24 protein-coding genes are annotated in these 26,360 nt (G+C 62.9%); 23 read left to right on the top strand and 1 reads right to left on the bottom strand.

Annotation, left to right across the window (positions count from 1 at the left end; all coding sequences use genetic code 11):
- The first annotated feature begins 108 nt into the window (after positions 1 to 108).
- From rpmI to ACSAMM_RS06050, 22 genes are all read left to right on the top strand, one after another.
- Positions 109 to 306, top strand: coding sequence for a 50S ribosomal protein L35 (gene rpmI, locus ACSAMM_RS06155; protein WP_178725693.1), 198 nt, complete (start codon positions 109 to 111; stop codon positions 304 to 306).
- A 27-nt stretch (positions 307 to 333) separates the two neighbouring features.
- A complete protein-coding gene (gene rplT / locus ACSAMM_RS06150; RefSeq protein WP_178725695.1) occupies positions 334 to 690 on the top strand; it encodes a 50S ribosomal protein L20 in 357 nt (118 codons plus the stop codon).
- A 62-nt stretch (positions 691 to 752) separates the two neighbouring features.
- On the top strand, positions 753 to 1,559 hold the full coding sequence (locus tag ACSAMM_RS06145; RefSeq protein WP_457790493.1) for a TrmH family RNA methyltransferase: 807 nt from the start codon (positions 753 to 755) through the stop codon (positions 1,557 to 1,559).
- A gap of 67 nt (positions 1,560 to 1,626) precedes the next feature.
- A complete protein-coding gene (dprA, locus tag ACSAMM_RS06140) occupies positions 1,627 to 2,823 on the top strand; it encodes a DNA-processing protein DprA (RefSeq protein WP_457790491.1) in 1,197 nt (398 codons plus the stop codon).
- A 78-nt stretch (positions 2,824 to 2,901) separates the two neighbouring features.
- Positions 2,902 to 5,031 carry a type I DNA topoisomerase gene (gene topA / locus ACSAMM_RS06135; RefSeq protein WP_457790489.1) on the top strand — a complete coding sequence of 710 codons (2,130 nt, stop codon included), beginning with the start codon at positions 2,902 to 2,904 and terminating at the stop codon, positions 5,029 to 5,031.
- A gap of 4 nt (positions 5,032 to 5,035) precedes the next feature.
- Positions 5,036 to 6,352 carry a methylenetetrahydrofolate--tRNA-(uracil(54)-C(5))-methyltransferase (FADH(2)-oxidizing) TrmFO gene (gene trmFO, locus ACSAMM_RS06130; protein ID WP_457790488.1) on the top strand — a complete coding sequence of 439 codons (1,317 nt, stop codon included), beginning with the start codon at positions 5,036 to 5,038 and terminating at the stop codon, positions 6,350 to 6,352.
- Between the two features lie 16 nt (positions 6,353 to 6,368).
- Positions 6,369 to 7,376: a phosphate acyltransferase PlsX gene (gene plsX, locus ACSAMM_RS06125; RefSeq protein WP_457790486.1), complete on the top strand. Its 1,008-nt coding sequence runs from the start codon at positions 6,369 to 6,371 to the stop codon at positions 7,374 to 7,376.
- Between the two features lie 25 nt (positions 7,377 to 7,401).
- On the top strand, positions 7,402 to 8,025 hold the full coding sequence (locus ACSAMM_RS06120) for an acyl carrier protein (protein WP_457790484.1): 624 nt from the start codon (positions 7,402 to 7,404) through the stop codon (positions 8,023 to 8,025).
- Between the two features lie 18 nt (positions 8,026 to 8,043).
- Complete coding sequence (rnc, locus tag ACSAMM_RS06115; RefSeq protein ID WP_457790482.1) at positions 8,044 to 8,733, top strand: ribonuclease III; 690 nt, start codon at positions 8,044 to 8,046, stop codon at positions 8,731 to 8,733.
- A 46-nt stretch (positions 8,734 to 8,779) separates the two neighbouring features.
- The gene (gene smc / locus ACSAMM_RS06110; protein WP_178725635.1) at positions 8,780 to 12,361 is read left to right on the top strand and encodes a chromosome segregation protein SMC; all 3,582 of its coding nucleotides are present in this window, start codon (positions 8,780 to 8,782) and stop codon (positions 12,359 to 12,361) included.
- 75 nt (positions 12,362 to 12,436) lie between these two features.
- Positions 12,437 to 13,345 (top strand): signal recognition particle-docking protein FtsY, encoded by a 909-nt coding sequence (gene ftsY / locus ACSAMM_RS06105; protein WP_457790480.1) that lies wholly within the window; start codon positions 12,437 to 12,439, stop codon positions 13,343 to 13,345.
- Positions 13,346 to 13,369: 24 nt separating this feature from the next.
- Complete coding sequence (gene rdgB, locus ACSAMM_RS06100; protein WP_178725630.1) at positions 13,370 to 13,987, top strand: RdgB/HAM1 family non-canonical purine NTP pyrophosphatase; 618 nt, start codon at positions 13,370 to 13,372, stop codon at positions 13,985 to 13,987.
- A gap of 18 nt (positions 13,988 to 14,005) precedes the next feature.
- Positions 14,006 to 14,305: a ribosome assembly RNA-binding protein YhbY gene (yhbY, locus tag ACSAMM_RS06095; RefSeq protein WP_178725628.1), complete on the top strand. Its 300-nt coding sequence runs from the start codon at positions 14,006 to 14,008 to the stop codon at positions 14,303 to 14,305.
- Positions 14,306 to 14,344: 39 nt separating this feature from the next.
- Entirely contained in the window at positions 14,345 to 15,538 is a 1,194-nt protein-coding gene (gene nadD / locus ACSAMM_RS06090) for a nicotinate-nucleotide adenylyltransferase (RefSeq protein WP_457790478.1), read from the top strand.
- A 13-nt stretch (positions 15,539 to 15,551) separates the two neighbouring features.
- Positions 15,552 to 16,907 carry an LCP family protein gene (locus ACSAMM_RS06085; RefSeq protein WP_457790476.1) on the top strand — a complete coding sequence of 452 codons (1,356 nt, stop codon included), beginning with the start codon at positions 15,552 to 15,554 and terminating at the stop codon, positions 16,905 to 16,907.
- Positions 16,908 to 16,930: 23 nt separating this feature from the next.
- Positions 16,931 to 17,299, top strand: coding sequence for a ribosome silencing factor (gene rsfS, locus ACSAMM_RS06080; protein WP_457790474.1), 369 nt, complete (start codon positions 16,931 to 16,933; stop codon positions 17,297 to 17,299).
- Between the two features lie 72 nt (positions 17,300 to 17,371).
- On the top strand, positions 17,372 to 19,780 hold the full coding sequence (gene leuS, locus ACSAMM_RS06075) for a leucine--tRNA ligase (RefSeq protein ID WP_457790472.1): 2,409 nt from the start codon (positions 17,372 to 17,374) through the stop codon (positions 19,778 to 19,780).
- Between the two features lie 141 nt (positions 19,781 to 19,921).
- Positions 19,922 to 20,098 carry a 30S ribosomal protein S21 gene (gene rpsU, locus ACSAMM_RS06070; protein ID WP_178725441.1) on the top strand — a complete coding sequence of 59 codons (177 nt, stop codon included), beginning with the start codon at positions 19,922 to 19,924 and terminating at the stop codon, positions 20,096 to 20,098.
- A gap of 84 nt (positions 20,099 to 20,182) precedes the next feature.
- On the top strand, positions 20,183 to 20,692 hold the full coding sequence (locus ACSAMM_RS06065; RefSeq protein ID WP_457790469.1) for a YqeG family HAD IIIA-type phosphatase: 510 nt from the start codon (positions 20,183 to 20,185) through the stop codon (positions 20,690 to 20,692).
- A 26-nt stretch (positions 20,693 to 20,718) separates the two neighbouring features.
- On the top strand, positions 20,719 to 21,594 hold the full coding sequence (locus ACSAMM_RS06060; protein ID WP_457790467.1) for a TIM barrel protein: 876 nt from the start codon (positions 20,719 to 20,721) through the stop codon (positions 21,592 to 21,594).
- A 57-nt stretch (positions 21,595 to 21,651) separates the two neighbouring features.
- Entirely contained in the window at positions 21,652 to 23,475 is a 1,824-nt protein-coding gene (gene recQ / locus ACSAMM_RS06055; RefSeq protein ID WP_457790465.1) for a DNA helicase RecQ, read from the top strand.
- A gap of 11 nt (positions 23,476 to 23,486) precedes the next feature.
- Positions 23,487 to 23,930 (top strand): YaiI/YqxD family protein, encoded by a 444-nt coding sequence (locus ACSAMM_RS06050; protein WP_457790463.1) that lies wholly within the window; start codon positions 23,487 to 23,489, stop codon positions 23,928 to 23,930.
- Positions 23,931 to 24,046: 116 nt separating this feature from the next.
- Here the strand turns inward: ACSAMM_RS06050 and ACSAMM_RS06045 are convergent, their stop codons facing one another.
- The gene (locus tag ACSAMM_RS06045; RefSeq protein WP_457790461.1) at positions 24,047 to 25,321 is read right to left on the bottom strand and encodes an FAD-dependent oxidoreductase; all 1,275 of its coding nucleotides are present in this window, start codon (positions 25,319 to 25,321) and stop codon (positions 24,047 to 24,049) included.
- 148 nt (positions 25,322 to 25,469) lie between these two features.
- On the opposite strand from ACSAMM_RS06045, the gene ACSAMM_RS06040 reads away from it, so the two are divergent.
- On the top strand, positions 25,470 to 26,339 hold the full coding sequence (locus tag ACSAMM_RS06040; protein ID WP_457790459.1) for a helix-turn-helix domain-containing protein: 870 nt from the start codon (positions 25,470 to 25,472) through the stop codon (positions 26,337 to 26,339).
- Positions 26,340 to 26,360: the final 21 nt, after the last annotated feature.

Here is a 26,360-nt window from a genome sequence, read left to right as displayed (position 1 = left end):
CTCCGAAACGGGCCAGAACGTTTGCAGGACGACAGCGCGACAGCACCCTTTCACACCCGAATTTGTGGCTGCCGGGTATGCGCCCGGCAAGAAATGGAGGTCAAAATCATGCCGAAGATCAAGACGCACAGCGGCGCGAAAAAGCGCTTCAAGCTCAGCAAGGGCGGCAAGGTTATCCGCGCCCACGCCTACAAGTCCCATATTCTGAACAAGAAATCCACCAAGCGTAAGAGAAATCTCCGCAAGACGACTGTGGCCGACGTGACCAACGTGGCGCAGGTCAAGCGTTTGATTCCCTATAAATAAAGACACGTTGAAACGGAGGTAACGATTATGGCTCGTGTAAAAGGCGCAATGATGACGCGCAAGAGAAGGAAAAAGACTATCAAGCTGGCGAGGGGCTACTACGGCGCTAAGTCCAAGCTGTTTAAAATGGCCAAACAGGCGGTCATGAAATCCGGCCAGTACGCGTATATCGGCCGCAAGCAGAGAAAGCGCGATTTCCGTCGTCTGTGGATTACCCGCATTTCCGCCGCGGCCAAGGCCAACGGCATGAATTACTCCACCCTGATGAACGGCCTGAACAAGGCTGGTGTCACCCTTAACCGCAAGATGCTCGCCGAGTTGGCGGTGTCTGACGCGGCGGCCTTCACCGGGCTGACCGAAAAAGCCAAGGCGGCTTTGAAATAAGCTGGAATTGCGCCCGCCGGTAGTGACCGGCGGGCGCTGCTTTGTTTTTCCAAGGAGGGGCTATGGAGAGCATCACCAGCCGGGACAACCGGCTGATCAAGGAAGGGCGGCGGCTTCTGGCAGACGCGAAATACCGCCGGCAGACCGGCCTTTTCCTTTTAGAGGGGGCGCGGCTGTGCGCCGACGCGGCCCGATCGGGCGTGGCGATTCGCACGGTGCTGGTCACGGCGCGGGCGCGGGAAGGATACGGCGAGCAGCTTCAGGCCATTCGCCGGGGCAGCGGCGCAGAGGCGGCGTATGTCGAGATCTCGGAGGAGATATCCCGCCATTTGGGGGACACGGCGTCCCCGCAGGGAATATTCTGTATCTGCAAAACCCTTGACAACCGCGCTGCTTTGGATACAATAAATAGAATGGGCCGGTATATCGCTCTGGAGGACATGCAGGATCCCGCCAACCTGGGCACGGTGGTGCGTACCGCCGAGGCATTGGGGGCGGACGGGCTGCTGCTGTCGTCCGGCTGCTGCGACCTGTACAACCCCAAGGTGCTGCGGGGCAGCATGGGCGGGGTGTTCCGCCTGCCGTTTTACGCGGTGGGGGAAATGGGCGCGGCTATCGCCGCCCTGCAGGCGCGCGGGATGACCGGCTGGGCCTGCGTGGTGGATCCGGCGGCGACGCCGGTGCACAAGGCGGCGCTGGGGCCCGGCAGCATCTGCGTCATCGGCAACGAGGGCAACGGCCTAAGGCCGGAAACCGCCGCGGCCTGCCGCGGACGGCTGACCATCGCGATGGCTGGGCGGGCGGAATCTCTCAACGCCTCCATGGCGGCGGGAATCATACTTTGGGAGCTGATGCGGCCGCAGGCATAATCGGGGCCTGGCCGCATAAAAAATACAGGCGGGACGCCTGCACTTGAGGACGCGGGGAGGATGCGGATTGGACAGCCGGTTATACTGGATCTGGCTGCAGGCGGCGGTGCCCTTGGGGCACCGGGCGGCCGGGCGCATTCTCGAGGATGGGCGGCGGCCCGAAGCCATACACGCGGCCGGGGAAAACGAGCTGGCGGCCATGGGGTTGGCGGGCCTGCCGGGGCTGCTGGACAAACAGCTGGACGGGGCGGCGGACACCCTGCGCCGGGCCTGCGCGGGCAAGGACTGGGTGCTCACCCCGGACGACGCGGCGTATCCCCAAAGGCTGCGGGAGATCGCCGGGCCGCCGCTGGCTCTGTTCTGCCGGGGAGACGCGCCCGACTGGCAGGAGCGCCCCGCCTTCGGACTGGTGGGCACCCGGCGGGCCACGGACGGCGGAAAGCGGAACGCCGCCTGTCTGGCGGCGGGACTGGCCGCAGGCGGCATGATCGTGGTCAGCGGCGGGGCCGTCGGCATCGACGGGGCCGCCCATTTTGGAGCGGTGCGGGCCGGCGGCGTGACCGTGGTGGTCATGGCCTGCCCGGTGACCGGCACCTATCCGGAGGAAAACGAGGAGCTGCGGCGGGAAATCGTGGCTTCCGGGGGGCTGCTGCTCAGCGAGTTCCCGCCGGGCCGTGCGGCGAAATGCGATTTCCATGTCCGCAACCGGCTGATAAGCGGGTTGTCGGTGGGCGTCTGCCTCGGGGAAACCCCGGAGCGCAGCGGCAGCCTCATCACGGGCACGCTGGCCCGGGACCAGGGGCGGGACGTATACGCCATGCCGGGGGATCTCCAGACTGGCCGAAACGGCGGCGCGCACCAGCAGATCCGCAGCGGCGCGGTGCTGGTCACCAGGGCGGAGGAGATCCTCGAGGATTATCAGGAGCGGTTCCCCGGTCTGCTGGATTTGCAGGCGGCGGCCAAGGCGCAGGAGGCCATGAGCGCCTTCTGCCGGCGGCAGATGAACGGGCGGGCCCGCCAGGCGCCGGAAGCCGGAAAACGGCGGGCCGCGCGGGAGAGGCGGGACGACGAGCCCCGGCCGCTGCCGGCGGGCGCCTCGGCGCAGGCGGCGGCGCTGCACGCCCTGCTGAAGGCCGAGCCCGCCCAGGCGGACACGCTGGCCGAGACGGCAGGACTGCCGCTGAGCCAGGCGCTGGCCGCCCTGACCGAGCTGGAACTGCTGGGAGCGGCCCGCGGGTACCCCGGGCGGCGGTACGGCTTATGAGTTTGCTGTAACCCTTACGATACGGGCTTCACCCGGATGAAGGGGTACCCTTTATATAGAAAGGATTGGTTCGTAGACATGTCAAAGCTGGTCATCGTGGAATCCCCGGCCAAGGCCAAGACCATCAAAAAGTATCTGGGCCCCGGCTTTGAAGTGATTGCTTCTATGGGGCATATCCGCGATTTGCCCAAGACCCTGCTGGGGGTGGATGTGGATCACGGCTTCAAGCCCCGGTATGTGGATATTCCCGGCAAGACCGCCCTGATCCGGCAGCTGAAATCCATGGCGGCTGAGAGCGACGGCGTCATTCTCGCCACCGACCCCGACCGCGAGGGAGAGGCGATTTCCTGGCACCTGGCCCAGATTCTTAAGGTGGACATGGGGGATAACAACCGGGTCACCTTCAACGAGATCACCAAGACGGGGGTGACCCAGGGGATGGAGAATCCCCGGCACCTGGACATGGATTTGGTCAACGCCCAGCAGGCCCGCCGGATTCTCGACCGCATCGTGGGCTATAAGCTCAGCCCGTTCCTTTGGAAAAAGGTGCGCAAGGGACTGTCCGCCGGGCGGGTGCAGTCGGCGGCGGTGAGCATCATCGTCGACCGGGAAGACGAAATTCGCGCCTTTGTCAGCGAGGAATACTGGAGCATCGACGCGCTCTTAGCGGCCACGCCCAAGGGCAAGGGCTTCCCGGCCCGGTTCCACGGAACCGCCAAGGGCAAGATGAAAATTGAGAACAAGGAGCAGGCGGACGGGATCCTCAAGGAGCTGCGGAACGCCGCCTTTCAGGTCAGCGGCGTCAAGCGGGGCGTGCGGCAGATTTCGCCCGCGCCGCCCTTCATCACCTCCACCATGCAGCAGGAGGCCAGCCGGAAGCTGGGCTTTGCGGCCCGGCGCACCATGAAGGCCGCCCAGGAGCTGTACGAAGGCGTCGAGGTGGAGGGGATCGGCGCCATCGGCCTTATCACCTATATGCGTACCGACTCCCTGCGGATTTCGGAGGACGCCCGCAAGGAGGGCAACGATTTCATCCGGGAGACCTACGGGGCGGATTATCTGCCCGCCAAGCCCCGGACGTTCAAGTCCCGCAACAACGCGCAGGACGCCCACGAAGCCATCCGGCCTTCCATGCCCTCCCTGACCCCCGACCGGGTGAAGGAGTCCCTGACCTCCGATCAATTCCGGCTGTACAAGCTGATTTGGGATCGGTTCATCGCCAGCCTGATGGCCAACTGCGTCCACGACACCTGCCAGGTGGACATCCGCGCGGACAAATACCTGTTCAAGGCCTCCGGCTATACCGTCCGTTTTGAGGGCTACACGGTGCTGTACGTGGAGGGCAAGGACGAGGAGAGCGACGAGAACGGGCCGCTGCCCACCCTGAACGAGGGGGACGTGCTGCACCTGCGGGAGCTGGGGGGCAACCAGCATTTCACCCAGCCGCCTCCCCGCTACACGGAGGCGACCCTCATCAAGACCCTGGAGGAAAACGGTATCGGCCGGCCCTCCACCTACGCCCCCACCATCAGTACGATCCTGGCACGGGAATACATCGAGCGGGAGGGCAAGGCCCTGCGGCCCACGGCCCTCGGCGAGGTGACCACAAGGCTGATGAAGGAGCAGTTCCCCGAGGTGGTGGACGTGGAGTTCACCGCTAACATGGAGCAGCAGCTTGACGGCGTGGAGCACGGCAAGGCCGACTGGGTGGATACCCTGGACGCGTTTTATAAGGAGTTCTCCAAAACCCTGGAACGGGCGGAGGAGAACCTGTCGGGCGAGAAAATCAAGGTGCCCGAGGTGGAAAGCGACGTGGTCTGCGAGCAGTGCGGCCGCAAAATGGTTATCAAGTCGGGACGGTACGGGAAGTTCCTGGCCTGCCCGGGGTATCCGGAATGCAAGAACACCAAGCGGATCGTGGAGGAAACGGGGGCCGTCTGCCCGAAATGCGGCGGCTCCATCGTGGCCAAGAAATCCAAGAACAACCGCAAGTTTTTTGGGTGCAGCAATTACCCGCAGTGCGATTTCGTCACCTGGAGCGAGCCGACCAAGGAGCTGTGTCCCAAGTGCGGCAAGACTCTGTTCAAGAAAAAGGGGCGCAACGCCGGTGTTGCCTGCCTGACCGAGGGCTGCGGCTTTGAAAAAGGGCCCCATGACGAGGGCGAGGCCCCGGCGGCGCCGGAGAAGGCCGCGCCGGCGGAGGAATAGGCCGATGGATGCTATCCGAGTCATCGGCGCGGGGCTGGCGGGCTGCGAGGCGGCCTGGGCCATCGCGCAGGCGGGGGTGCCGGTGGAACTGACCGAGATGAAGCCGGGAGAGTACACCCCGGCCCATCACCGGGAGGGATTCGCGGAGCTGGTGTGTTCCAACTCTCTGAAGGCCAAGCGGCTGGACAGCGCGGCGGGGCTGCTTAAGGAAGAGATGCGGCGGCTTGGCAGCGTATGCGTGCCGGCGGCTTTCGCCTGCGAGGTGCCGGCGGGCGGCGCGCTCGCCGTGGATCGGGACGCGTTTTCCGACGCGGTGACGGCGCGGATACTGGCGCACCCGCTCATCACCGTGCGGCGGGAGCGGGCGGACGCGATCCCAGCCGACGGAATTGTGGTGGTGGCCACCGGTCCGCTGACGGCCGGTCCGCTGGCGGAGGATATCGTCCGGCTGTGCGGCGGGGGGCTCAGCTTCTTCGACGCGGCGGCGCCCATTGTGACCGCTGAAAGCGTGAATATGGACAGCGCCTTCCGGGCGTCCCGGTACGGCCGGGAGGAGAGCGGCGAGGGGGACTACATCAACTGCCCGCTGAACAAAGAGGAGTACGAGGCGTTCCACGCGGCGCTGGCGGCGGCCGAGACCGCGCCCCTGCACGAGTTCGATCAGGGCGGGGGCCGGAAGGTGTATGAGGGCTGCATGCCCATCGAGGTACTCGCGAAGCGGGGGGCGGACGCCATCCGCTTCGGGCCGATGAAGCCGGTGGGACTGCGGGATCCCCGCACCGGGCACCGGCCCTGGGCGGTGCTGCAGCTGCGCATGGAAAACGCGCAGGGGACGCTGTTCAATCTGGTGGGGTTCCAGACCAACCTGAAATTCGGGGAGCAGAAGCGGGTGTTCGGGATGATTCCCGCGCTCAAAGACGCGGAATTTATCCGCTACGGCGTGATGCACCGCAACACCTTTCTGGATTCCCCGCGGCTGCTGACGGCGGGATACCAATTGCGGAAGGAGCCACGGCTGTTCTTCGCGGGACAGATGACCGGGGTGGAGGGCTATATGGAGTCGGCGGCCTCCGGGCTGCTGGCGGGGATGAACGCCGCGCGGCTGTACCGGGGACAGCCCCTGCTCATGCTTCCGCCCGAGACCATGATGGGGGCGCTAGCGGGGTATATCAGCGGCGGGACGACGGCGGATTTCCAGCCCATGGGGGCAAATTTCGGGATTCTGCCGCCGCTCGAAGAGACGATACGGGACAAGCGGCAGCGATACGCCGCGCTGGCGCAGCGGGCGCTGGACCGGCTGGCGGAGACGACAGATAGATAGGAAAGGACGAGAAAGTATGCGGATCATTGTGGATGCGTTCGGCGGGGACAACGCGCCGCTGGAGGTTATCAAAGGGGCGGCCATGGCGGTCGCGGAGTACGGACACACCGTCGTCCTGGTGGGACGGGAAGAGGAAATCCGCCGGGTGGCGGCGGACAAGGACATCCCCCTGACCGGTATGGAGATTGTGGACGCGCCCGACGTGATAAGCATGGAGGACGAGCCCAAGTCCATCCTCAAGGAACATAAGGACTGCTCCATGGCCGAAGGCATGCGCCAGCTGGCCGCCGGGGAAGGGGACGCGTTTGTATCTGCCGGCAGCACCGGGGCGCTCATCATGGGCGGTACCTTCATCGTCAAGCGGATCAAGGGGGTGTCCCGGGCGGCGCTGGCGCCGCTGATGCCCTCCGACAAGGGGCCGTTCATGCTGCTTGACGCGGGGGCCAACGCCGACTGCCGCGCTGACATGCTGCTGCAGTTCGGCCATATGGGGTCGAGCTATATGACCAAGGTGATGGGTGGCGGCAAGCCGGCCACGGTGGGGCTGCTCAACGTGGGCACCGAGGACTGCAAGGGCGGCGAGCTGCAGCACGAGGCGTTTGCGCTGCTTAAAGACAGCGGCCTGAACTTCTTAGGCAACGTGGAGGCGCGGGATCTGCCCGCCGGGGCGGCGGACGTGGTGGTGGCTGACGGCTTCACCGGCAACGTGGCGCTTAAGATGATGGAAGGCGTCGCGGACATGATCATGAAGAACATTAAGGGCGTATTCATGTCCACCCTGGCCACTAAGCTGGCCGCGCTGGTCGTCAAGCCGCATCTGGGCGCGTTCAAGAAGAAAATGGACACCTCCGAATACGGCGGCGCGCCCCTGCTGGGCATCAGCAAGCCGGTCATCAAGGCCCACGGCAATTCCAAGGCCGCGGCTATCAAGAACGCCATCCGGGTGGCGGGCGAATTCGCGCAGGCCGGAGTGATCGAGGATATCGCGGCGGCGGTGGCGAAGAACGCGGACAAGGCGGAATAAGCGACAGAACGTGGGAGAGTACGGCATGGACGCGGAGCAAAAAGCGAACGTCAAGGCGTCGCTGAAGCTAGCGGGGATTCTGCTGGGATTCCTGGCAGGGCTGGTATTGGTGTGGTGCCTAATAAGCGCTTTTCATCTTTCCGATCCAGAGATAAACGGTTTCACAGGACTGTGGCATGCAGCCCGGATGGAGCTGACAGGCAAAAGCGTGGTACGGTACGAGGAATCGCCGCCCAAGTTTTTGGTGAAATATCCTGGGAACAACGAGGACTGGGCAGCGCTGGGAGTAACGCACCTGCACGAAGCCTGCGGATGCAGCGGCACCGCGTGGCTGGACGGAAAGCTGTACACTTATTTTACCGGCGCGTTTACCTCCCGGTATCAGCGCATGGTGTTTCAAGAAGCGAACGAAACCGAGGTGAGGCAAGTGGTTTTTAATGAAGTGGTGGAGCTTTGCCTGGGCAGGTACGGCTGCGAGGGGCCTGTCGAATTGGCCGACAGCTTCGACGAGCTGAACATCACCCTCGACGAGCGCAGCGATATGGCGCTGACCCTGGAGGAGCTCTACGGCGTGGCGATTCCGGACGAGGAGCTGGATGGGTTCGTGACGCTGGAGGACATGGTGGGGTATATCGAGGACAGGCTGTAGGAAAGGAATGGACACGGCATGAACAACGAGTATACGGCGCTGATGGATAAGCTGGGGTACCGCTTTCGGGATCCCCGGCTGCTGGAGAAGGCGCTGACGCATTCCTCCTATGCCAACGAGGGGCGGCACGGGCTGGAAAGCAACGAGCGGCTGGAGTTCCTGGGGGATTCCGTGCTGGGGTTTGTGGCGGCGAAATATCTGTTTGAAAAGGAGACCGGCCCGGAGGGGGAGCTGACCAAGCTGCGGGCGGCGGTGGTGTGCGAAAAGGCCCTGTGCTCCTATTCGAGGGAGCTGGGGCTTGGAGACTATCTGCTGCTGGGTAAGGGGGAACGGCTCACCGGGGGGGCGGAGCGGCCCTCCATCCTGGCGGACGCGTTTGAGGCGGTCATCGCCGCCATGTTCTTAGACGGCGGACTGGAGCCGGTGCGGGGGTTCGTGCTGCGCTTTGTCGAAAAGGAAGCGAACAACCAACGCAAGAGGCACTTCAAGGATTACAAGACCACCCTCCAAGAGATCGTCCAGCAGAATCCGGAGGAGAAGCTGGAATATGTCTTGACGGGTGAGTCGGGACCCGACCACAGCAAGCAGTTTGTGGTGGAGGTCCATCTCAACAGCAACGTCATCGGTACCGGCCGGGGACGCAGCAAGAAAGAAGCGGAGCAGCAGGCCGCCCGGGAGGCACTCAAGCTGATGGGCTACGACGGGTGAAACGCCCCGGCGGCGGATGACACTGTGAACTACAGGATGTGAACATATGCTATTAAAGTCCCTGGAAATACATGGCTTCAAGTCGTTCCCGGACAAGACGGTCCTCTCTTTCGGACAGGGGATGACCGCCGTCGTGGGGCCCAACGGCAGCGGCAAATCCAATATCAGCGACGCCATCCGCTGGGTGCTCGGGGAGCAGTCCACCAAAAGCCTGCGGGGCTCCAAGATGGAGGACGTCATCTTCAACGGAACCGCCCAGCGCAAGCCGGTGGGCTTTGCCGAGGTGTCCCTCGTCATCGACAACCGCTCCCGCAAGCTGGATTTTGACGCGGACGACGTAAAGGTCACCCGCCGGTATTACCGGTCGGGGGAGAGCGAGTACCTCATCAACAACGCCACTGTCCGGCTCAAGGACGTGCAGATGCTGTTCATGGACACCGGCCTGGGCCGGGACGGGTACTCCATCATCGGGCAGGGACGCATTGGGGACATCGTGGCCTCCAAATCGGAGGAACGGCGGGAAATCTTCGAGGAGGCGGCGGGCATCTCCAAATACCGCTACCGCAAAAACGAGGCGGAACGGCGGCTGAAATCCACCGAGGAGAATCTGCTGCGTCTGCGGGACATTTTACAGGAGCTGGAGGAGCGGGTGGGCCCGCTGGCCCAGCAGGCGGAAAAGGCCAAGAAATTCCTGGAATACGCCGGGGAGAAAAAGGATCTGGAAATCGGCTTGTGGCTGCACACCATGATCGATTCCAGGGCGGTGCTGCGGGAGCTGTCGGCCAAGCTGGAACTGGCCCGCACCCAGTACGAGGCGGCGGGAGAGGCCATGGACGGCTTCGAGGCGCAGATGGAGGATATCGCCCGGCAGGCCCAGGAGCTGGCCGTGGAGATGGACAACATCCGCCGGGGCGCCCAGCAGCTGGAGGAGGAGGCCGCCCGCTGCGACGGGGACGTGGCGGTGCTGCGCAACGATATTTACCACAACAAGGAGAACACGGCCCGCATCGAGGAGGAAATCCGCCTGTCGGCGGAGGGGGACAGCCGCATCGAGGAGGACATCGCCGCCCGGCAGGAGGACATCCGCGGTAAGCGGGAGGCCATCGCGCGGGCGGAGGCGGAGCAGCTGGCCCTGTCCGGCGAGATGGAGAGTCTCGCGCAGAGCAGCGACGTGTATTCGGGCCGGATCGACGAGCTGTCCCGGGAGGCGTCAGCCCTGGCCATGCGGCTGTCGGATATCCGGGTCAAATCGGTGACCAGCGAGTCCTCCCTGTCGGAAATCACCCTTCGGCTTTCCCAGCTGACTGCCAGCGTGGCCCTGCGTTCCCAGGCCGGGGATGCGGCCAAGGCGGAGCTGACCGAGGCCCAGGAGGCGCTGGACGCCTGCCGGCAGCGGGTGGAGGAGCTGCAGAACGCGGCCAAGGGCTACGAGCTGCGGTACAATTCCCGGGCGGCCAAGCTGGACGCGGCCAAGCAGAACGCCGACAAGCTGGGGCTGGACGCGGAGGAGAAGATGCGCCGGGCCCGGCTGCTGGAAGAGCTGGAACGCAACATGGAGGGCTTCGCCCACAGCGTCAAGGCGGTGGTCAAGCAGGCGGAGCGGGGCGTCCTGCGGGGCATCCTGGGGCCTGTATCCCGGCTGATTCGGGCGGAGGCCGACTATGCCCTGGCGGTGGAGACCGCCCTGGGGGGCGCGGCCCAGAACCTGGTGTGCGAAAAAGAGGACGACGCCAAGCGGGCTATCGCCTATCTGAAGGAGAACAAGGGAGGACGGGCCACTTTCCTGCCCCTGACGTCGGTCAAGGGCAATCTGCTCAGCGAGCGGGGCCTGGAGAACGAGCCGGGCTTCGTCGGGCTGGCGTCCTCCCTGGTGACCTACGATCCCGCCTACGAGGGAGTGGCCCGCAGCCTGCTGGGCCGCACCGCCGTGGCGGAGGATTTGGATTACGCCGTGACCATTGCGCGCAAATACGGCTACCGCTTCCGCATCGTGACCCTGGATGGACAGGTGGTCAACGCGGGCGGCTCCATGACCGGCGGCTCGAGTGCCAAGGGGACCGGGCTGCTGTCCCGCCGGGCGGAAATTGAAAGCATCCAGAAGGAGGCCGCCGTTCTGGGCGAAAAGGCGCGGCAGGCCCGGGAGCTGTTCCGGCAGCTGCAGCAGGAAGCGGCCGCCGCCGAGGCGGATCTCACCGGCACCCGAGGCGAGCTGGCCACGGCACAGGAGGATCGCATCCGTCTGGAGGGCGAGGTGCGCCGTTTGGCCGAGCAGGAGGAGGCCAGCCGCCGGGCGGCGGAGGAAGCCGCCGCCGAAATCACCGCTCTGAACGAGCGGGCGGAGGAATGCAAGCGCACCGCGGCGGGAGCCGCGGCCGAGGCGGCCGAGGCAACGGAACGGAAAACGGCCCTGGAGGCCGAGCTGCAGGCCGCCAGCGGAGGCCGGCAGGAGCTGACCGCCAAGCGGGAGGAGCTGTCTGCCAAAATCGCCGAAATAAAGCTGGAGGTAGTGGCCTATAATAAGGAGATAGAGGCCCTGGAGGGGGCCATACGCGATCTGCACGCGCGCCGTCAGGACGCGGCCGGGCACAAGGCCGCGCTCCAGGCGCAGATCACCACCCTGGCCGAGGCCAACGAGGCGCTGCAGGAGCGGATCGCTGAGAAAAACCGGCAGGCCGAAGCGCTCCGGGAACAGGCGGCGGCGTCCGGCGCGCAGATAGAGGCCCTGGCGGCCCGGCGCACCGAAGGGGAAGCCATGCAGACCAAGCTGCGCCAGCAGTCGCGGGAAAAGGCCGAGGAGCGGGAGCTGGCGGGCCGCGAGGCGGCGCGTCTGGAGGAAAAGTGCGGCGCCGTCCAGAAGGATGTGGACGACGTGGTGCGCCGGCTGTACGAGGAATACGAGCTGACCCGCACCGAGGCGGAGGCGGCGGCCAAGCCCATTGCGGATCCGGCGGCGGCCAACCGCCGGCTGGGCGAGCTGAAGAGCAAAATCCGGGGATTGGGCAGTGTCAACGTGGACGCCATCGAGGAGTACAAGGAGGTCAGCGAGCGGTACGAGTTCCTGAACGCCCAGGTGCAGGACGTGGAAGTCTCTAAGGACGAGCTGCTGGCCCTCATAGGCGAGCTGACCGTGCAGATGCGAGAAATCTTTATTGAACGTTTCAAGCAAATCAATTATAATTATGGCATTGTCTTCGCCGAGATGTTTGGCGGCGGCAAAGGGGAGCTGAAGCTCTCCGACCCGGACGACATTCTGCATTCGGGCATCGAAATGCACGTGCAGCCCCCGGGCAAGGTCATTCTCAACCTGGACGTTCTGTCCGGCGGCGAGAAGGCCCTGGCGGCCATCGCGCTGCTGTTTGCCATTCTGAAAGTCACCCCCTCGCCCTTCTGCGTGCTGGATGAAATTGAGGCGGCGCTGGACGACGTGAACGTGGATCGGTACGCGGCCTATCTGCGGCGGATGTGCGACAACACCCAGTTCATCGCCATCACCCACCGACGGGGCACCATGGAAGAGGCCGACGTGCTCTATGGCGTGACCATGCAGGAGCAGGGCGTATCCAAGCTCTTGGAGCTGCGGGCCAGCGAGGTGGAGCAGAAGCTGGGCATCAGCATGAACCAGGCGTAAGCGGTATATAGCGTCGTCGTTTGTCTGCGCAGCTCACCGGCGCTAAGTAATTCATGTGAAATTTGAGGTGCATCCATGGGCTTTTTCAGTAAAATCAGCGCGGGGCTGAAGAAAACCCGCGATTCCATCATGGGGTCGGTCAACTCCATGCTCCACGCCTTCACCAAAATCGACGAGGAGCTGTTCGAGGAGCTGGAGGAGATCCTCATCATGGGGGACGTGGGGGCGCCCACGGCGGGCCGGATCTGCGACGAGCTGCGCCGCAAGGTCAAGGAGCGGGGCGTCACCGACCCGGAGGCGGTCCGCGGGCTGCTGTATGAAACGGTGGCCGAAATGCTCCGGGGAGGGCAGGAGCTGCGGCTGACCACCAAGCCATCGGTGATCCTGGTCATCGGGGTCAACGGCGTGGGCAAGACCACCACCATCGGCAAGCTGGCCGCCCGGTTCCGGGCGGAGGGCAAGAAGGTGGTGCTGGGGGCGGCGGACACCTTCCGCGCCGCGGCCATTGAGCAGCTGGAAATCTGGGCCGAACGGGCCGGGGCGGACATCGTCAAGCACACCCAGGGGGCGGATCCCGCCGCGGTGGTGTTCGACAGCATCGCCGCCGCCAAGGCGCGGGGGGCCGATGTGGTCATCTGCGACACGGCGGGGCGGCTGCACAACAAGAAAAACCTGATGGACGAGCTGGCCAAAATCAGCCGGATCATCGACCGGGAGCTGCCCGACGCGGACAAGGAGGTGCTCCTCGTCCTGGACGCCACCACGGGACAGAACGCGGTCAATCAGGCCCGGGAGTTCAAAAACGCGGCCGGGATCACCGGCATCGTGCTCACCAAGCTGGACGGTACGGCCCGGGGCGGGGTGGTGCTGGCCATCCGGGAGGATTTGGACGTGCCGGTGAAGTTCATCGGCGTGGGGGAGGGCGTGGACGATCTCCAGCCCTTCGACCCGGACGATTTCGCCCGTGGGATTTTCGGGGAATAACAGGGTCGGAAAGGATGCGGGGATATGACCACCTTTATCATTGCCACCCATAACCAGAAAAAGCTGAAGGAAATGGCCCGGATTCTCGAGCCGCTGGGTATCCGGGCGGCCACCGACCGGGATCTAGGCTTGACCCTGACCGAGGCAGAGGAGACGGGAGACACCTTCGAGGAAAATGCCTATATCAAAGCGGCGGCGGCCTGCCGGGAGAGCGGCCTTCCGGCCATCGCGGACGATTCCGGCCTGATGGTGGACGCGCTGGACGGCGCGCCGGGGGTCTACTCGGCCCGCTACGCCGGAGAGGGGGCCACTGACGCCGACCGGAACGACAAGCTGCTGCGGGAGCTGAAGAACGTACCCGCGCATAAGCGGGGGGCGGCTTTCGTGTCCGTGGTCTGCTGTGTGTTCCCGAACGGGGAAGTACTGACCGCCCGGGGCGAATGCGCGGGCACCGTCGGTTTCGCGCCCAGAGGGGCGAGTGGCTTTGGCTACGACCCACTGTTCCTGGTGGGGGATCGCACATACGCGGAGCTGTCGGACGAGGAAAAGGACGCCGTCAGCCACCGGGGGAAAGCCATGCGGCTGTTCGCCGAGCGGCTCAAAACGTATTTAGACGGCCATCCGGCCGCCGCAGGAGACTAACAAGAATGGAGCAACGATATGCTGACCAGTAAACAGCGGGCGTATCTCAGAGGACTTGCCAATGGCCTGGATCCGATTTTGCACATGGGGAAGGGCGGCCTGTCCGACGCCATGATCCGCCAGGCGGATGACGCCCTGACCGCCCGGGAGCTTCTCAAGGGAAAGGCGCTGGAAACCGCGCCCATATCGGCCAGAGAAACGGCCCAGGCCATTGCCGAGGCGGTAGGGGCCGAGGTGGTACAGGTTGTGGGCCGCACCTTCGTGCTCTACCGCCGCAACGAAAAGGAGCCGCAAATCCAGCTGCCGAAGCAGAGGTAAAGCCTGTATCAAAATTACCCCGTACGAGGAGGAGCGCGTATGCCGAAACGAGTGGCCGTCTTTGGAGGCACATTCGACCCTATTCACGAGGGGCATGTACAGCTGGCGCTGCAGTTCGCCCGGCGGCTCAAGCTGGACGAGGTGCTGCTGGTGCCCACTTTTGTGCCGCCGCATAAGCTGAAGGCCGACATGGCCGCGGCGGAGGACCGGCTGGCCATGTGCCGCCTGGTGGCCGCGGCCCATCCCAAACTGAAGGTTTCCGACATGGAGATCACACGGGGCGGGGCCAGCTTCACGGTAGACACGCTGGAGACCCTGGAGGGCCAGTATCCGGGCACCGAATGGTATCTCATCACCGGGGCGGACATGTTCCTCACCCTGGGCACCTGGTGGCGCTTTGAAGATATCGCGGAGCTGGCGGTGCTGTGCGCCGCGCCCCGGGGGGCGGTGACGCTCGCCCAGCTGCGGGCCTACGCCCACACGCTGGAGGAGAGCGGCGCCCGCTGCCGGGTGGAGGACATTCCGGTGATGGACATCTCCTCCACCGACATCCGGGCCCGGCTGGCGGCGGGAAAGCCGCTGGAGGGACAGGTTCCCCGTGAGGTGGAAGACTATATCCGGCAAAGGGGCTTATACGGCGGCGCGCCGAGGGAGGAGCTCCCGCCGGACGAGCAGTTTATCGAGATCATCCGGGGGCGGGAAAGCGAAAAGCGGTTCCGCCATTCCCTGGCGGTAGCCGATGAGGCCGTCCGTCTGGCGAAAAAATACGGGGCCGATCCCGCCAAGGCGCGCACGGCCGGCATCCTCCACGACATTCTTAAGGATGCGGGACAAGATGCGCAGTTGCAAATTTTCAAGGATTTTGCTATACTACTGGATAACGTCGAACAACAGGCGCCCAAGCTGTGGCACGCCCGGGCGGGCGCGGTCTTTCTCGAGCAGGTGCTGCAGGTGAAGGACGCGGATATTCTCGACGCCGTGCGGTATCACACCACGGCGCGGGCCGGGATGTCGCGGCTGGAACGGGTGCTGTATCTGGCGGACTTCACATCGGCCGATCGGGATTATCCCGATGTGGACGAGATGCGCCGGCTGGTGGATGTTGGAATGGACGAGGCGATGGAATACGCGCTGGTCTACAGCATCCGGGATTTGACCGAACGCCGGCAGGCGGTGCATCCGGACACGCTGGCCGCTTACAACGAACTGGTGATGAGCCGGAAACACAGGTAAGGAGGACGGGACATTGGCGAAGGACAGACGGGACAAAACCGGCCGACCGGGACAGGTGAACCTGGCGCAGAAGGCCGGGCAGGCTGGCAAAAGTCCGGCGGGCGGTTCCGCTCCCCGGAAAAAGAAGAAGAAATCCACCGGAAAACGGGTGGTCACCATTCTGCTGGTCATCCTCATTCTGGTGTCCCTGGCCTTTATCATCGTACTGGGCGTGACGGTGTACCAGAGCCTTCGCTCCCCCACCAAGCCGCCGGTGACACTGAGCTCCTACGCCACCACCCCCACCTCGGAAAAGAGCCGGGTTTCCTATTTCCTGGTGGGACTGTTGGGGGAGGACGAGGTCGGTACCATGGACTCTCTGGCCCTGGTCTGCTACGATAAAAAGGGCAAGGCGGTGCAGATATTGCAGGTGCCCGCGGCCACCTATCTCGGCGAGGACGGCACCTTCGCGGTCAAAAATGCCGGCAGCGTGTACGGCCATCCGAAGCCGCTCGACTGGTGCGAGACCTGCCGGAAGCCGGTGTACTCCCCGGAAATCAAGGACGGCAAGCACACGGTCTGCGGTACGAAAATCACCCAGAAGACCGGCTCCGCCACCGAAAATCTCATCCATATCTTCACCCAGCAGTACGGCATGCCGGTGGATAATTTCTTCCTGCTGTCCCGAGGCTCACTGACCGCTCTGGTCAACGCCGTGGGCGGGGTGGATGTGAGCCTTGAGGCGGACATGAAGGTGGACGACATCCAGTACAAGAAGGGCGTCCAGACCCTGGACGGGGACGCGGCGCTGCAGTATATGACCACCTTCAGCTATAAAAACACCCCGGACAGCGACGTGGATCGGCTGGTGCGGCAGCGCAAGGTGTATACCTCCTTGTTCCAGCGGCTGATCGCCGCCGACAGCGCCGCGCGGGAAAAGGACATTTTCGGCCGGCTGATGGGCGGCGCGAACGCCATCCGCATGAAGAACGACACAGAAGCCATGCGGGCCATGCTGCTCGATCCCTCGGACGGCAAGCTCGAGGAGATGACGACGGCCCAAGCGCTGGCCGGGATGTTCGGAGAGCTGGCCAAGGTGCCGCTGGAAAACATCCAGTTTTATGTGATGCCGGGCGAAGCCGCCAAGAAGGGAAACGACACCTATTATTCCATCCACAAGGCCGATTTGGCCGCGCTGCTCCAGGAGCATTTTAATCCTTATGGCGCGGCGATCACCGAAGCGAACCTACAGGTGGCGGAGCTGAAAAATTCGAAGAAAACCGATACGAAGGCGCAGGCTATGAGCGCGATCAAGGTCGAGCAGGCGGGGACGGTCACCACCACCACGGCGGCGACCGCAACCACCGCCGCCACCGCCGCGAAATCCTGACGCCGGAAAGGACTTAACAGCGCATGGAAGCCAAAGACATTGCCAAAAGCGCGGTCGTCTCTCTCGACAAGCACAAGGCCGCGGATATCAAGGTCATCGGGGTGACGGATATCACCTCGCTGGCCGACTATTTCATCATTGCCGAGGGCACGAGCTCCACCCAGGTGAAGGCCCTGAGCGACTACGTGGAGTTCGAGCTGGGCGAGCAGGGGGTCAAGCCTCTGCGAGTGGAGGGATACAACGCCTCCAACTGGATCCTCATGGATTACGGCACCGTTATCCTCCACGTGTTTCAGGGGGAGACCCGCCAGTTCTACGATCTGGAACGGCTGTGGAAGGACGGGGAGCAGCTCCCGCTCGATGAATTCCTCGGCCAGCCGGAAACGGACTGAGAGCGCCGGGGGATAAAGCCCCCTGTATTGTATCTATGGGGCAGCCGCCCCTTTTGAAAGGATGCCATCAACATGCGGTACACACCCTCCTCGATTGAAAAGAAATGGCAGGCGATTTGGGAGAAGGAGAACACCTTCGCCGCTTCGGAAGACACGTCCAAGCCGAAGTTCTACGCCCTGGTTGAGTTCCCCTATCCCTCCGGCCAGGGGCTCCACGTGGGTCATCCCCGCTCCTACACCGCCCTGGACGTGGTGGCCCGCAAGCGCCGCCTGGAGGGATACAACGTGCTGTATCCCATGGGCTGGGACGCCTTCGGCCTGCCGACGGAGAACTTTGCCATCAAAAACCACATTCATCCCGAAATCGTGACCAAAAACAATGTGGCCCGCTTCAAGAGCCAGCTGCAGGCGCTGGGCCTGTCCTTCGACTGGACGCGGGAAATCAACACCACCGATCCCGACTATTACAAATGGACCCAGTGGATCTTTCTCAAGCTGTTTGAGAAGGGGCTGGCCTATAAAAAGGAAATGGCGGTCAACTGGTGCACCTCCTGCAAATGCGTGCTGGCCAACGAAGAAGTGGTCGGCGGCGTGTGCGAGCGGTGCGGCGGCGAGGTTATCCGCAAGGTCAAGAGCCAGTGGATGCTGAAAATCACCGAGTATGCCCAGAGGTTGATCGACGATTTGGATTTGGTGGACTACCCCGAGCGGGTGCGGGCGCAGCAGATCCACTGGATTGGCCGTTCCACCGGCGCGCAGGTGACCTTCCAGACCACGGCGGGACAGCCGGTGGAGATTTACACCACCCGGCCGGACACCCTGTTCGGTGCCACCTACATGGTCATGTCCCCCGAACACCCGCTGCTCGCGCAGTGGGAAGGCATCCTGACCAACCTGGACGAGGTAAAGGCGTATCAGGAGGAGGCCGCCCGCAAGTCGGATTTCGAGCGCACCGAGGTGGCCAAGGACAAGACCGGCGTCCGCCTGCAGGGCGTGATGGCCGTCAACCCGGTCAACGGCAGGGAAATCCCGATTTTTATCTCCGATTATGTGCTGGTGTCCTACGGCACCGGCGCGATTATGGCGGTGCCGGGCCACGATACCCGCGACTGGGAGTTCGCCAAGAAATTCGGGCTGCCCATCATCGAGGTGGTGAAGGGCGGCGACGTGGAAAAGGAAGCGTTCACCGACTGCGCCACCGGCGTGATGGTCAATTCCGGGTTCCTGGACGGGATGACGGTGGAGGACGCGAAGGAAGCCATTAAGACGTGGCTGGAGGAAAAGGGCATCGGGGAGAGCAAGGTCAACTTCAAGCTGCGCGACTGGGTATTTTCCCGGCAGCGGTATTGGGGCGAGCCGATTCCTATCGTCCACTGCCCCCACTGCGGCTTTGTCCCGGTGCCGGAGAGTGAGCTGCCGGTGCGGCTGCCCATGGTGGAGAGCTATGAGCCGACGGACAACGGCGAGTCCCCGCTGGCGGCCATCGAGGATTGGGTCAACACCACCTGTCCCCGGTGCGGCGCGCCGGCCAAGCGGGAAACGGACACCATGCCCCAATGGGGCGGTTCCTCCTGGTATTTCCTGCGGTATTGTGACCCGCACAATGACCAGGCGCTGGCGTCCAAAGAGGCGCTGGACTATTGGATGCCGGTGGATTGGTACAACGGCGGGATGGAGCACACCACCCTGCATCTGCTGTACAGCCGGTTCTGGCACAAATTCCTGTACGATATCGGCGTGGTGCCCTCGCCCGAACCCTATGGCAAGCGGACGAGCCACGGCATGATTCTCGGCGAGAACGGTGAGAAGATGTCCAAATCCCGGGGCAACGTGGTCAATCCGGACGAAATCGTCGCGGAATACGGCGCGGACACCCTGCGGCTGTATGAGATGTTTATCGGCGACTTCGAGAAGGCCGCGCCCTGGTCCAGCTCCAGCATCCGGGGCTGCCGCCGGTTCCTCGAGCGGATATGGGCCCTGTCGGAGGGGATCCTGCCCGGCGACGGGGTGCGCCCCGATTTGGAAACGGCCGTCCATAAGACCATCCGCAAGGTGGGCGAGGACGTGGAGAACCTGAAATACAACACCGCTATCGCGGCCATGATGGCGCTGCTTAATGAATTCGCGGCGGCGGGCGGTGTGACGCGGGAAGAGTACCGGATCCTGCTGCTGCTGCTCAACCCCTTCGCGCCCCACATGACCGAGGAACTGTGGGAAATGATGGGGTACGGCGGGCAGCTGGCTCACGCCAAGTGGCCGGCGTATGATCCGGCGAAGTGCGTGGAGGCCACGGTGGAAATCGTGGTGCAGGTCAACGGGAAAATCCGCGCCCGCCTGACAATCCCGGCCGCGGCGCAGGCCGCCGACGCCATTGCCGCCGCCAAGGCCGACGAGAAAATCGCGGCAGAAATCGCAGGGCGGCAGCTGGTGAAGGAGCTGTATGTTCCCGGTAAGCTGGTCAATCTGGTGGTAAAAGGCTGAGGCGGAAAAGGCTGGCGCAGTTTCCAGAGAGTTTTCCTTGAATTTGCATAAAGGCCTTGACGAAACCGGCGTTGTGCTGTATAATAAGTCACGCGTGATTTAGAGATTAGCCCCTGCTACACGGCGGAGGGAGGGAATACGATGTCAGAAGTTCGAGTAAAAGATAATGAATCCCTGGACAGCGCTCTGCGCCGGTGGAAGAAGTCTTGCGCCCGTTCCGGCGTTCTCGCCGAGGTGCGTAAGAGAGAGCATTATGAGAAGCCTTCCGTGAAACGCAAGAAGAAATCGGAAGCGGCTCGCAAGAGAAAGTTCAAATAATGTACGAAAAAAGCGGGCAAGCAATTGCCCGCTTTTTATCTATCATAAGACAGCTTTTCGTAACAAGCGTTAAAGGAGACGCCTATGTCGCTGTTCTATCCCACGATATTGAGAAAACGGGTGACCTCCATTACGGCGGAGGAGCTGCGTGCTTTGGGCGTGCGGGGGCTGCTGCTGGATGTCGATAACACCTTGACCACCCACGGCAGCCAGGCGCTGGATCCGGCCGTGCTGGCCTGGCTGCGGGCCATGGAGGCGGCGGGCTTTACGCCCACGGTGGTTTCCAACGCCCTGCGCAAGCGGGTGGAGCCTTTCGCAGGCAAGCTGGGGCTGCGATTTATCGCCTTTGCCTGCAAGCCGCTGCCCATCGGGTTCCTGCGGGCGGCCAAGCGGCTGGGGCTGCCCCGCGGGCAGTGCGTGGTTATCGGCGATCAGACCTTCACCGACGTTCTGGGCGCGCGGCTGGCCGGCATCCCCTGCATCCAGGTGCTGCCCATTCAACTGGAGGAGCATAAGCCGCTGATGCAGCTGAAGCGGCGGCTGGAAAAGGGCATCCTGGCCCGCTATACAAGGAAGACGAATACGACGGAGTAACCCGGCGAAAGGAATGAGCCATTTCATTGACGGTACGATTCGGCCCGGCGGGCAACAGCGATTCTTTTTACAATTCCGGCCATAAAAGCAGCCTGGAGACCTTCCCTTGGCTGCGGGAGAAGGGGCTGGACGTGTTTGAATACCAATGCGGACACGGGGCGCGCACCCGGGAGGAGACCGCCCGGCAGCTGGGGGAAAAAGCGAGGGAATGCGGCATCGGCGTATCGCTGCACGCGCCCTACTATATCTCCCTGGCCTCCAAGGACGAGGAAAAGCGACTGAACAGCCTGACCTACATCCTGCAAAGCGCACGCATTGTCGATTGGATGGGCGGGCGGCGGATTGTGGTGCATCCCGGGGGCTTGGGCGGACTGTCCCGGGAGGGGGCCACGGCCCTGGCCATGGACACCCTGCGCAGGGCCCAGGAGGCGCTGGACGCCGAGGGACTGTCCCACATCCATATCTGCCCTGAAACCATGGGGAAAATCAACCAATTGGGAGATTTCGACGAGGTGTTGACCTTTTGCTCGGTGGACGATCGGTTTTTGCCCTGCGTGGATTTTGGTCATCTTAATAGCCGCACCATGGGGCAGGTGAACAGCCGCAAGGCCTTTGCCGCCCTGCTGGACGAGATGGAGAACCGGCTGGGGCGGGATCGAGCCAGCCGGTTCCACGTCCATTTTTCCAAGATCGAATATTCCGCGGGGGGAGAAAAGCGGCATTTGACCTTTGCGGACGATTTTTACGGGCCCGAGCCGGAACCGCTGCTGGAGCTGCTGGCTGAAAGGGATTGGGGCCCCGTCCTCATCTGCGAATCCTGCGGCACCCAGGCGGAGGACGCGGCCGCGATGAAGACGGCCTATTTGGCGGCGAAGGGCGTCGGGAAAAGGTTACCGGAGTGATGGCGGTGCCGCTCTCGCGGGAAACAGGCGCTGCGTGGATGGAGGGGAGGTGCTGGCATGGAAAAAACAGAGGTACTGCGGCAATATTTTGGATATGCCTCCTTCCGTAAGGGGCAGGAGGCGCTGATCGACAGCATTTTGGAGGGGCGGGATACCCTGGGCATCATGCCCACCGGGGCGGGAAAATCCCTGTGCTTTCAGGTGCCGGCCTTGATGCTGGAAGGGGTGACGCTGGTCATCTCCCCGCTCATTTCCCTGATGAAGGATCAGGTCAGCGCCCTGTGCCAGGCTGGGATACGGGCCGCTTATCTCAATTCCTCCTTGACCTATCCCCAGTATCGTAAGGCGCTGGCCAACGCCTGCGCAGGGGTGTATAAAATCATCTATGTGGCCCCGGAACGGCTGCTGACCGAGGAGTTCCTGGCCTTTTCCCACCGGATGCGGATCGCCCTGGTGACGGTGGACGAGGCCCACTGCATCTCCCAGTGGGGGCAGGATTTCCGCCCGAGCTATCTGAAGGTGCCGGAGTTTGTCGCCCAGCTGGACGAACGGCCGGTGCTGGCGGCCTTCACCGCCACGGCCACCGAGGAGGTCAAGCGGGACATCGCCGCCATGCTGTCGCTGCGGGATCCGTTTACGATCACCACCGGTTTCAACCGGGACAATCTCTATTTCGAGGTGGACAAGCCCCCGGACAAAATGGCGGCCCTGCTGCGATACCTGCGGGACAATCCGGGGAAAAGCGGCATCGTCTACTGCACCACCCGCAAAACGGTGGAGGAGGTCTGCCAGAAGCTGCGGACGGCGGGATTTCCGGCCACCCGGTATCACGCGGGGCTGTCCCCGGAGGAGCGGCGGGACAACCAGGAGGATTTCCTCTATGATCGGGCGCCGCTGATGGTGGCGACCAACGCCTTCGGCATGGGGATCGACAAATCCAACGTGGCGTTCGTCCTGCATTACAACATGCCGGGGAGCATGGAGGCCTACTATCAGGAGGCGGGGCGCGCGGGACGGGATGGGCAGCCCGCCCAGTGTATCCTGTATTACAGCGGGCAAGATGTGGCGACCAACCGGTTTCTCATCGAGCACGGGGAAGGCGCTCCCGATGCGGACGAGGAGACCACCGCCCGCCTGCGGGAGCAGGATAAGGAGCGGCTGAAGCAAATGACCTTCTATTGCCACACGGCCGACTGCCTGCGGGAGTATATCCTGCGGTACTTCGGGGAAACGCCGGAAAACTACTGCGGCAACTGCGGCAATTGCAGCCGCAATTTCGAGGAAGCGGATGTAACCCGCGAAGCCCAGCTGCTGGTGGAGGGGATCGCCCGCACCGGGCAGCGGTTTGGGGCGAAGATGGTGCTCGATATCCTGCGGGGAAGCGGGAACGCCCGGATCCTGTCGGGCGGCTTCGACAAGCTGCCGGTATACGGCAAGCTGGCCGGCGTGGGAGAAAAGCGGCTGCGAGCCATTTTGCAGTTTCTGGAGCTGCGGGGCTTCGTGGAGAGCACGGGGGACGAGTATCCCGTGCTCCGGCTGCGGGAAACCGCGGAGGATTTGATGCGGGAGGACGCGGCGCTGACCATGAAAATCGCCCGGGAGGAGGTGCCCGCGCGGAAAAGCCGGGAGCCAGTGCCCGCGAACCCCGGGCTGTTCGATGCGCTGCGGGCCCTGCGGGCCAAGCTGGCGGCGGCGCAGAGCGTGCCTGCCTACGTGGTATTCTCCGACGCCACCCTGCGGGATATGTGCGCCCGTCTGCCCGCCGACGCCGACGAGATGCTGGAGGTATCCGGTGTGGGGCAGGCGAAGTTCGCCAAATACGGCGAGGCGTTTCTCGGGGCCATACGGGACTATACGGATAAAAACGGGATACCGTTTTAGAAGGGAGCGCCATGCGGATTTACATAGATGCCGACGGCTGCCCGGTGGTGGACAGCACCCTGCGGCTGGCCGCCGCCCACAGGGTGGAGACGGTGATTCTCTGCGACACCTCCCACGAGATTCAGCGGCCGGGGGTGCAGACGGTGACGGTTTCCAAGGGGGCGGACAGCGTGGATTTCGCCCTGGTCAACCGACTGGCCCCGGGGGATGTGGTGATTACGCAGGACTACGGTCTGGCGGCTATGTGCCTGGCTAAACGGGCGAAGGTACTGCATCAGGACGGCATGCGGTATTCGCCGGACAACATCGACGCGCTGCTGCTGGCCCGGCACACGGCCAGGAAAATCCGGCAGGCGGGCGGCCGGCTGCGGGGCAGCGCCAAAAGGAAGCCGGAGCAGGACAGAGCCTTCGAGGAAGCGCTGGAGCGGCTGCTGTCCGAGAGCGAGCCAAAATGAGGCAGCGGCTGGGGCGCTGGCCCAGCCGCTGATGGAGAACCCGGACATCCCGATTCTCGACGTAAAGAATCAAGAGCCTGCGTATAGCGTAGAGTAGGGGGCGGCCAAAAAAGCGGCTACTCTGTGGGATCATCAGTAACCGCCCCCGCTTTTTTCAGCAGCATCTGCACTTGGGGGACATCGACATGACGGACACTGGTTTTGTCCTTGATCGCCACGGCGGCAGCGACGCCTGCTGCTTGGCCTAAACAACAGACGATGGGCATGATGCGGATAGAGGCCTGAGCCTCGTGTGTGGTGGAAATACAGCGCCCGGTTACCAGTAAGTTCTGTGTATCCAAAGGCACGAGGCAACGGTAGGGAATGGTATAATATTGCGCATCCGGGAACAGATAATGGCTGGTTCCGGTACCCGATGGGTTGTGGATATCAATATCATAGTTGCCCAGGGCGATCGCATCCTCAAAGCGGGTACAGGCTTTGAGATCCTCGGCCGTGAGGGTGTACACCCCGTCGATCCTGCGGCTTTCCCGCACCCCGATTTCCATGGCGGTGGAAAGCAGGCGGCTGTTTTCAAAGCCTGCGGCGTTCTCTTTCAGAAAGCGGAATAGTTCAAACACCTGTTCCCGCGCTTCGATTTCCGCCTGGGTACGATCCCAAGCGTCCACCGGGTTGCGCTTGACAATCCGGGTGGAATTGACATGGATCACACCATCCTGCAAGGTCTCAAACAGAAGAATATCCTCCCGGGGATTTTTGATCTTTCCCTCTTTACGCCACTGCTTATAAAGTTGTTGGGCTTTTTGGAAGCCGTGGCGGCGTTTGTCAATGTCTACTCCGGCAATCCGAAAGCACAAAGTCATGGGCTGACAGAGGCGATCTTCATCCCGGCCCAGACGGAAGGGGACGCCACAGAGCACCGCTAAGTCTGCATCGCCGGTGGCGTCGATAAAGCAGTGGGCGCGATATGCCTGCCGTCCGGATTTGTTGAGCACGGTAACGCTGCGAATTTGTTCCTGATCTCGTTCGGCATCCGCCAGACAGGAGTGAAACAGCAGGCGGACCCCGGCTTTCAGAACCATGCGGTTCAGCACCAGCTTGAGAATTTCCTCATCAAACTCCATGCCGTTTTTATGGATACCATCGTTTTTTTGCAGTTCCTCGCAGATCTCCAGAAAAATGCCCTGACAGAGATTCACTTTTTTCTCGTTGATTTTGGTCCAATACGGCATAAAAGGGTTGACCAGGCAGTTGGCGGCCGCTCCTCCTAGGCAATTGGACTTCTCGATCAGCAGCACCGACATCCCTTCGCGCGCGGCGGCGATGGCGGCCGCCACTCCGGAAAACCCGCCGCCGGCTACGATGACGTCATAAAAATCGGATGGATTCATGTGAAAAACCCCCTTCGTATGTTTCAGCGCTTGTTGGATGACGCTTACCAGTATAGCAGTCCTTGATGCAAAAGATTTGTACAAAGGACAGTATATTTTTGCATCAAGGGAAAAAAGATGCTATATTGAGAGGGTAGGAGGGGTGGGTATGCCGGACGATTTCAACACCTTGTTGCAGATTTTTTGCCGTTTGGCTGGCGTTCATGTTTGTATCCACGACGTGGCCGGGATCTTTGAAAGAGCGGATATCCGGCTGGACGCGCGTTTTCGTCTGCACGCCCGGCCCTTCTGCGACGCCGCCAAAAGCACCAAAGCGGGCTACGCATACTGCACCGGCCACCGCATTCGTGTCAACCGGCAAAGCGCGGAGCTTCAAGCGCCGTTTGAGGGCCACTGCCCGTTTGGATTATATGAAATTGTGCATCCGGTTATCGTGGAAGGGCGGCTGGTTTGTATCGTATTTGTGGGCCATTTGTCGGTGGATCGGGAAAAATCGCGACGTCTGCTGCAACGGGCCTGTTCGCACACCGGTTCGCCGGCCGATGCCATGGAGAAGCTGCTGCCTGCGGTATGCGGCGGGGAGACGTTGGAGGCGTGCCGGGAAACGGCCGCTTTTCTGGCGGAGCGTATTGCTTCCATCAGCCATACGGCAGGCGTTTTGGCGGCGGAGGATAGCGGGCATTGGGCAGTGACGGCGGCTGTCCGGGAGATTAAGGCGCATTACGATCAGGAGCTGACGCTGAAGGATCTGGCCAAGCTGTATTTCCTCCACGAAAAATATCTTGGCCGCCTTTTCCGACAGCAAATTGGACGGAGCTTCCATCAATATCTGCTGGAAACCCGCTTGTCCAAGGCGGCGGAACTGCTGAAAACCACCCGAAAAACGGCAACGGATGTGGCGTTTGAATGCGGATTTAACAGCGCTGCTTATTTTAATCGGAGCTTTGCCGCCGCTTACGGCGCGCCTCCGTCCCAGTACCGCAAACAAATGGAGCAGAGAAAGAGACAAGGGCTCTGACGCTGGATAAGAACTTTATAG

It is taken from the genome of Anaeromassilibacillus sp. SJQ-5, assembly GCF_054108045.1.
Note: the sequence above shows the minus strand (reverse complement) of the source record. Positions and strands in the feature narration are given on the sequence as shown.

Coding starts and splice junctions, on each gene's coding strand:
- rpmI (WP_178725693.1), top strand. CDS start 109: ATGCCGAAGATCAAGACGCACAGCGGCGCGAAAAAGCGCTTCAAGCTC.
- rplT (WP_178725695.1), top strand. CDS start 334: ATGGCTCGTGTAAAAGGCGCAATGATGACGCGCAAGAGAAGGAAAAAG.
- ACSAMM_RS06145 (WP_457790493.1), top strand. CDS start 753: ATGGAGAGCATCACCAGCCGGGACAACCGGCTGATCAAGGAAGGGCGG.
- topA (WP_457790489.1), top strand. CDS start 2,902: ATGTCAAAGCTGGTCATCGTGGAATCCCCGGCCAAGGCCAAGACCATC.
- trmFO (WP_457790488.1), top strand. CDS start 5,036: ATGGATGCTATCCGAGTCATCGGCGCGGGGCTGGCGGGCTGCGAGGCG.
- plsX (WP_457790486.1), top strand. CDS start 6,369: ATGCGGATCATTGTGGATGCGTTCGGCGGGGACAACGCGCCGCTGGAG.
- ACSAMM_RS06120 (WP_457790484.1), top strand. CDS start 7,402: ATGGACGCGGAGCAAAAAGCGAACGTCAAGGCGTCGCTGAAGCTAGCG.
- rnc (WP_457790482.1), top strand. CDS start 8,044: ATGAACAACGAGTATACGGCGCTGATGGATAAGCTGGGGTACCGCTTT.
- smc (WP_178725635.1), top strand. CDS start 8,780: ATGCTATTAAAGTCCCTGGAAATACATGGCTTCAAGTCGTTCCCGGAC.
- ftsY (WP_457790480.1), top strand. CDS start 12,437: ATGGGCTTTTTCAGTAAAATCAGCGCGGGGCTGAAGAAAACCCGCGAT.
- rdgB (WP_178725630.1), top strand. CDS start 13,370: ATGACCACCTTTATCATTGCCACCCATAACCAGAAAAAGCTGAAGGAA.
- yhbY (WP_178725628.1), top strand. CDS start 14,006: ATGCTGACCAGTAAACAGCGGGCGTATCTCAGAGGACTTGCCAATGGC.
- nadD (WP_457790478.1), top strand. CDS start 14,345: ATGCCGAAACGAGTGGCCGTCTTTGGAGGCACATTCGACCCTATTCAC.
- rsfS (WP_457790474.1), top strand. CDS start 16,931: ATGGAAGCCAAAGACATTGCCAAAAGCGCGGTCGTCTCTCTCGACAAG.
- leuS (WP_457790472.1), top strand. CDS start 17,372: ATGCGGTACACACCCTCCTCGATTGAAAAGAAATGGCAGGCGATTTGG.
- rpsU (WP_178725441.1), top strand. CDS start 19,922: ATGTCAGAAGTTCGAGTAAAAGATAATGAATCCCTGGACAGCGCTCTG.
- ACSAMM_RS06065 (WP_457790469.1), top strand. CDS start 20,183: ATGTCGCTGTTCTATCCCACGATATTGAGAAAACGGGTGACCTCCATT.
- recQ (WP_457790465.1), top strand. CDS start 21,652: ATGGAAAAAACAGAGGTACTGCGGCAATATTTTGGATATGCCTCCTTC.
- ACSAMM_RS06050 (WP_457790463.1), top strand. CDS start 23,487: ATGCGGATTTACATAGATGCCGACGGCTGCCCGGTGGTGGACAGCACC.
- ACSAMM_RS06045 (WP_457790461.1), bottom strand. CDS start 25,321: ATGAATCCATCCGATTTTTATGACGTCATCGTAGCCGGCGGCGGGTTT.
- ACSAMM_RS06040 (WP_457790459.1), top strand. CDS start 25,470: ATGCCGGACGATTTCAACACCTTGTTGCAGATTTTTTGCCGTTTGGCT.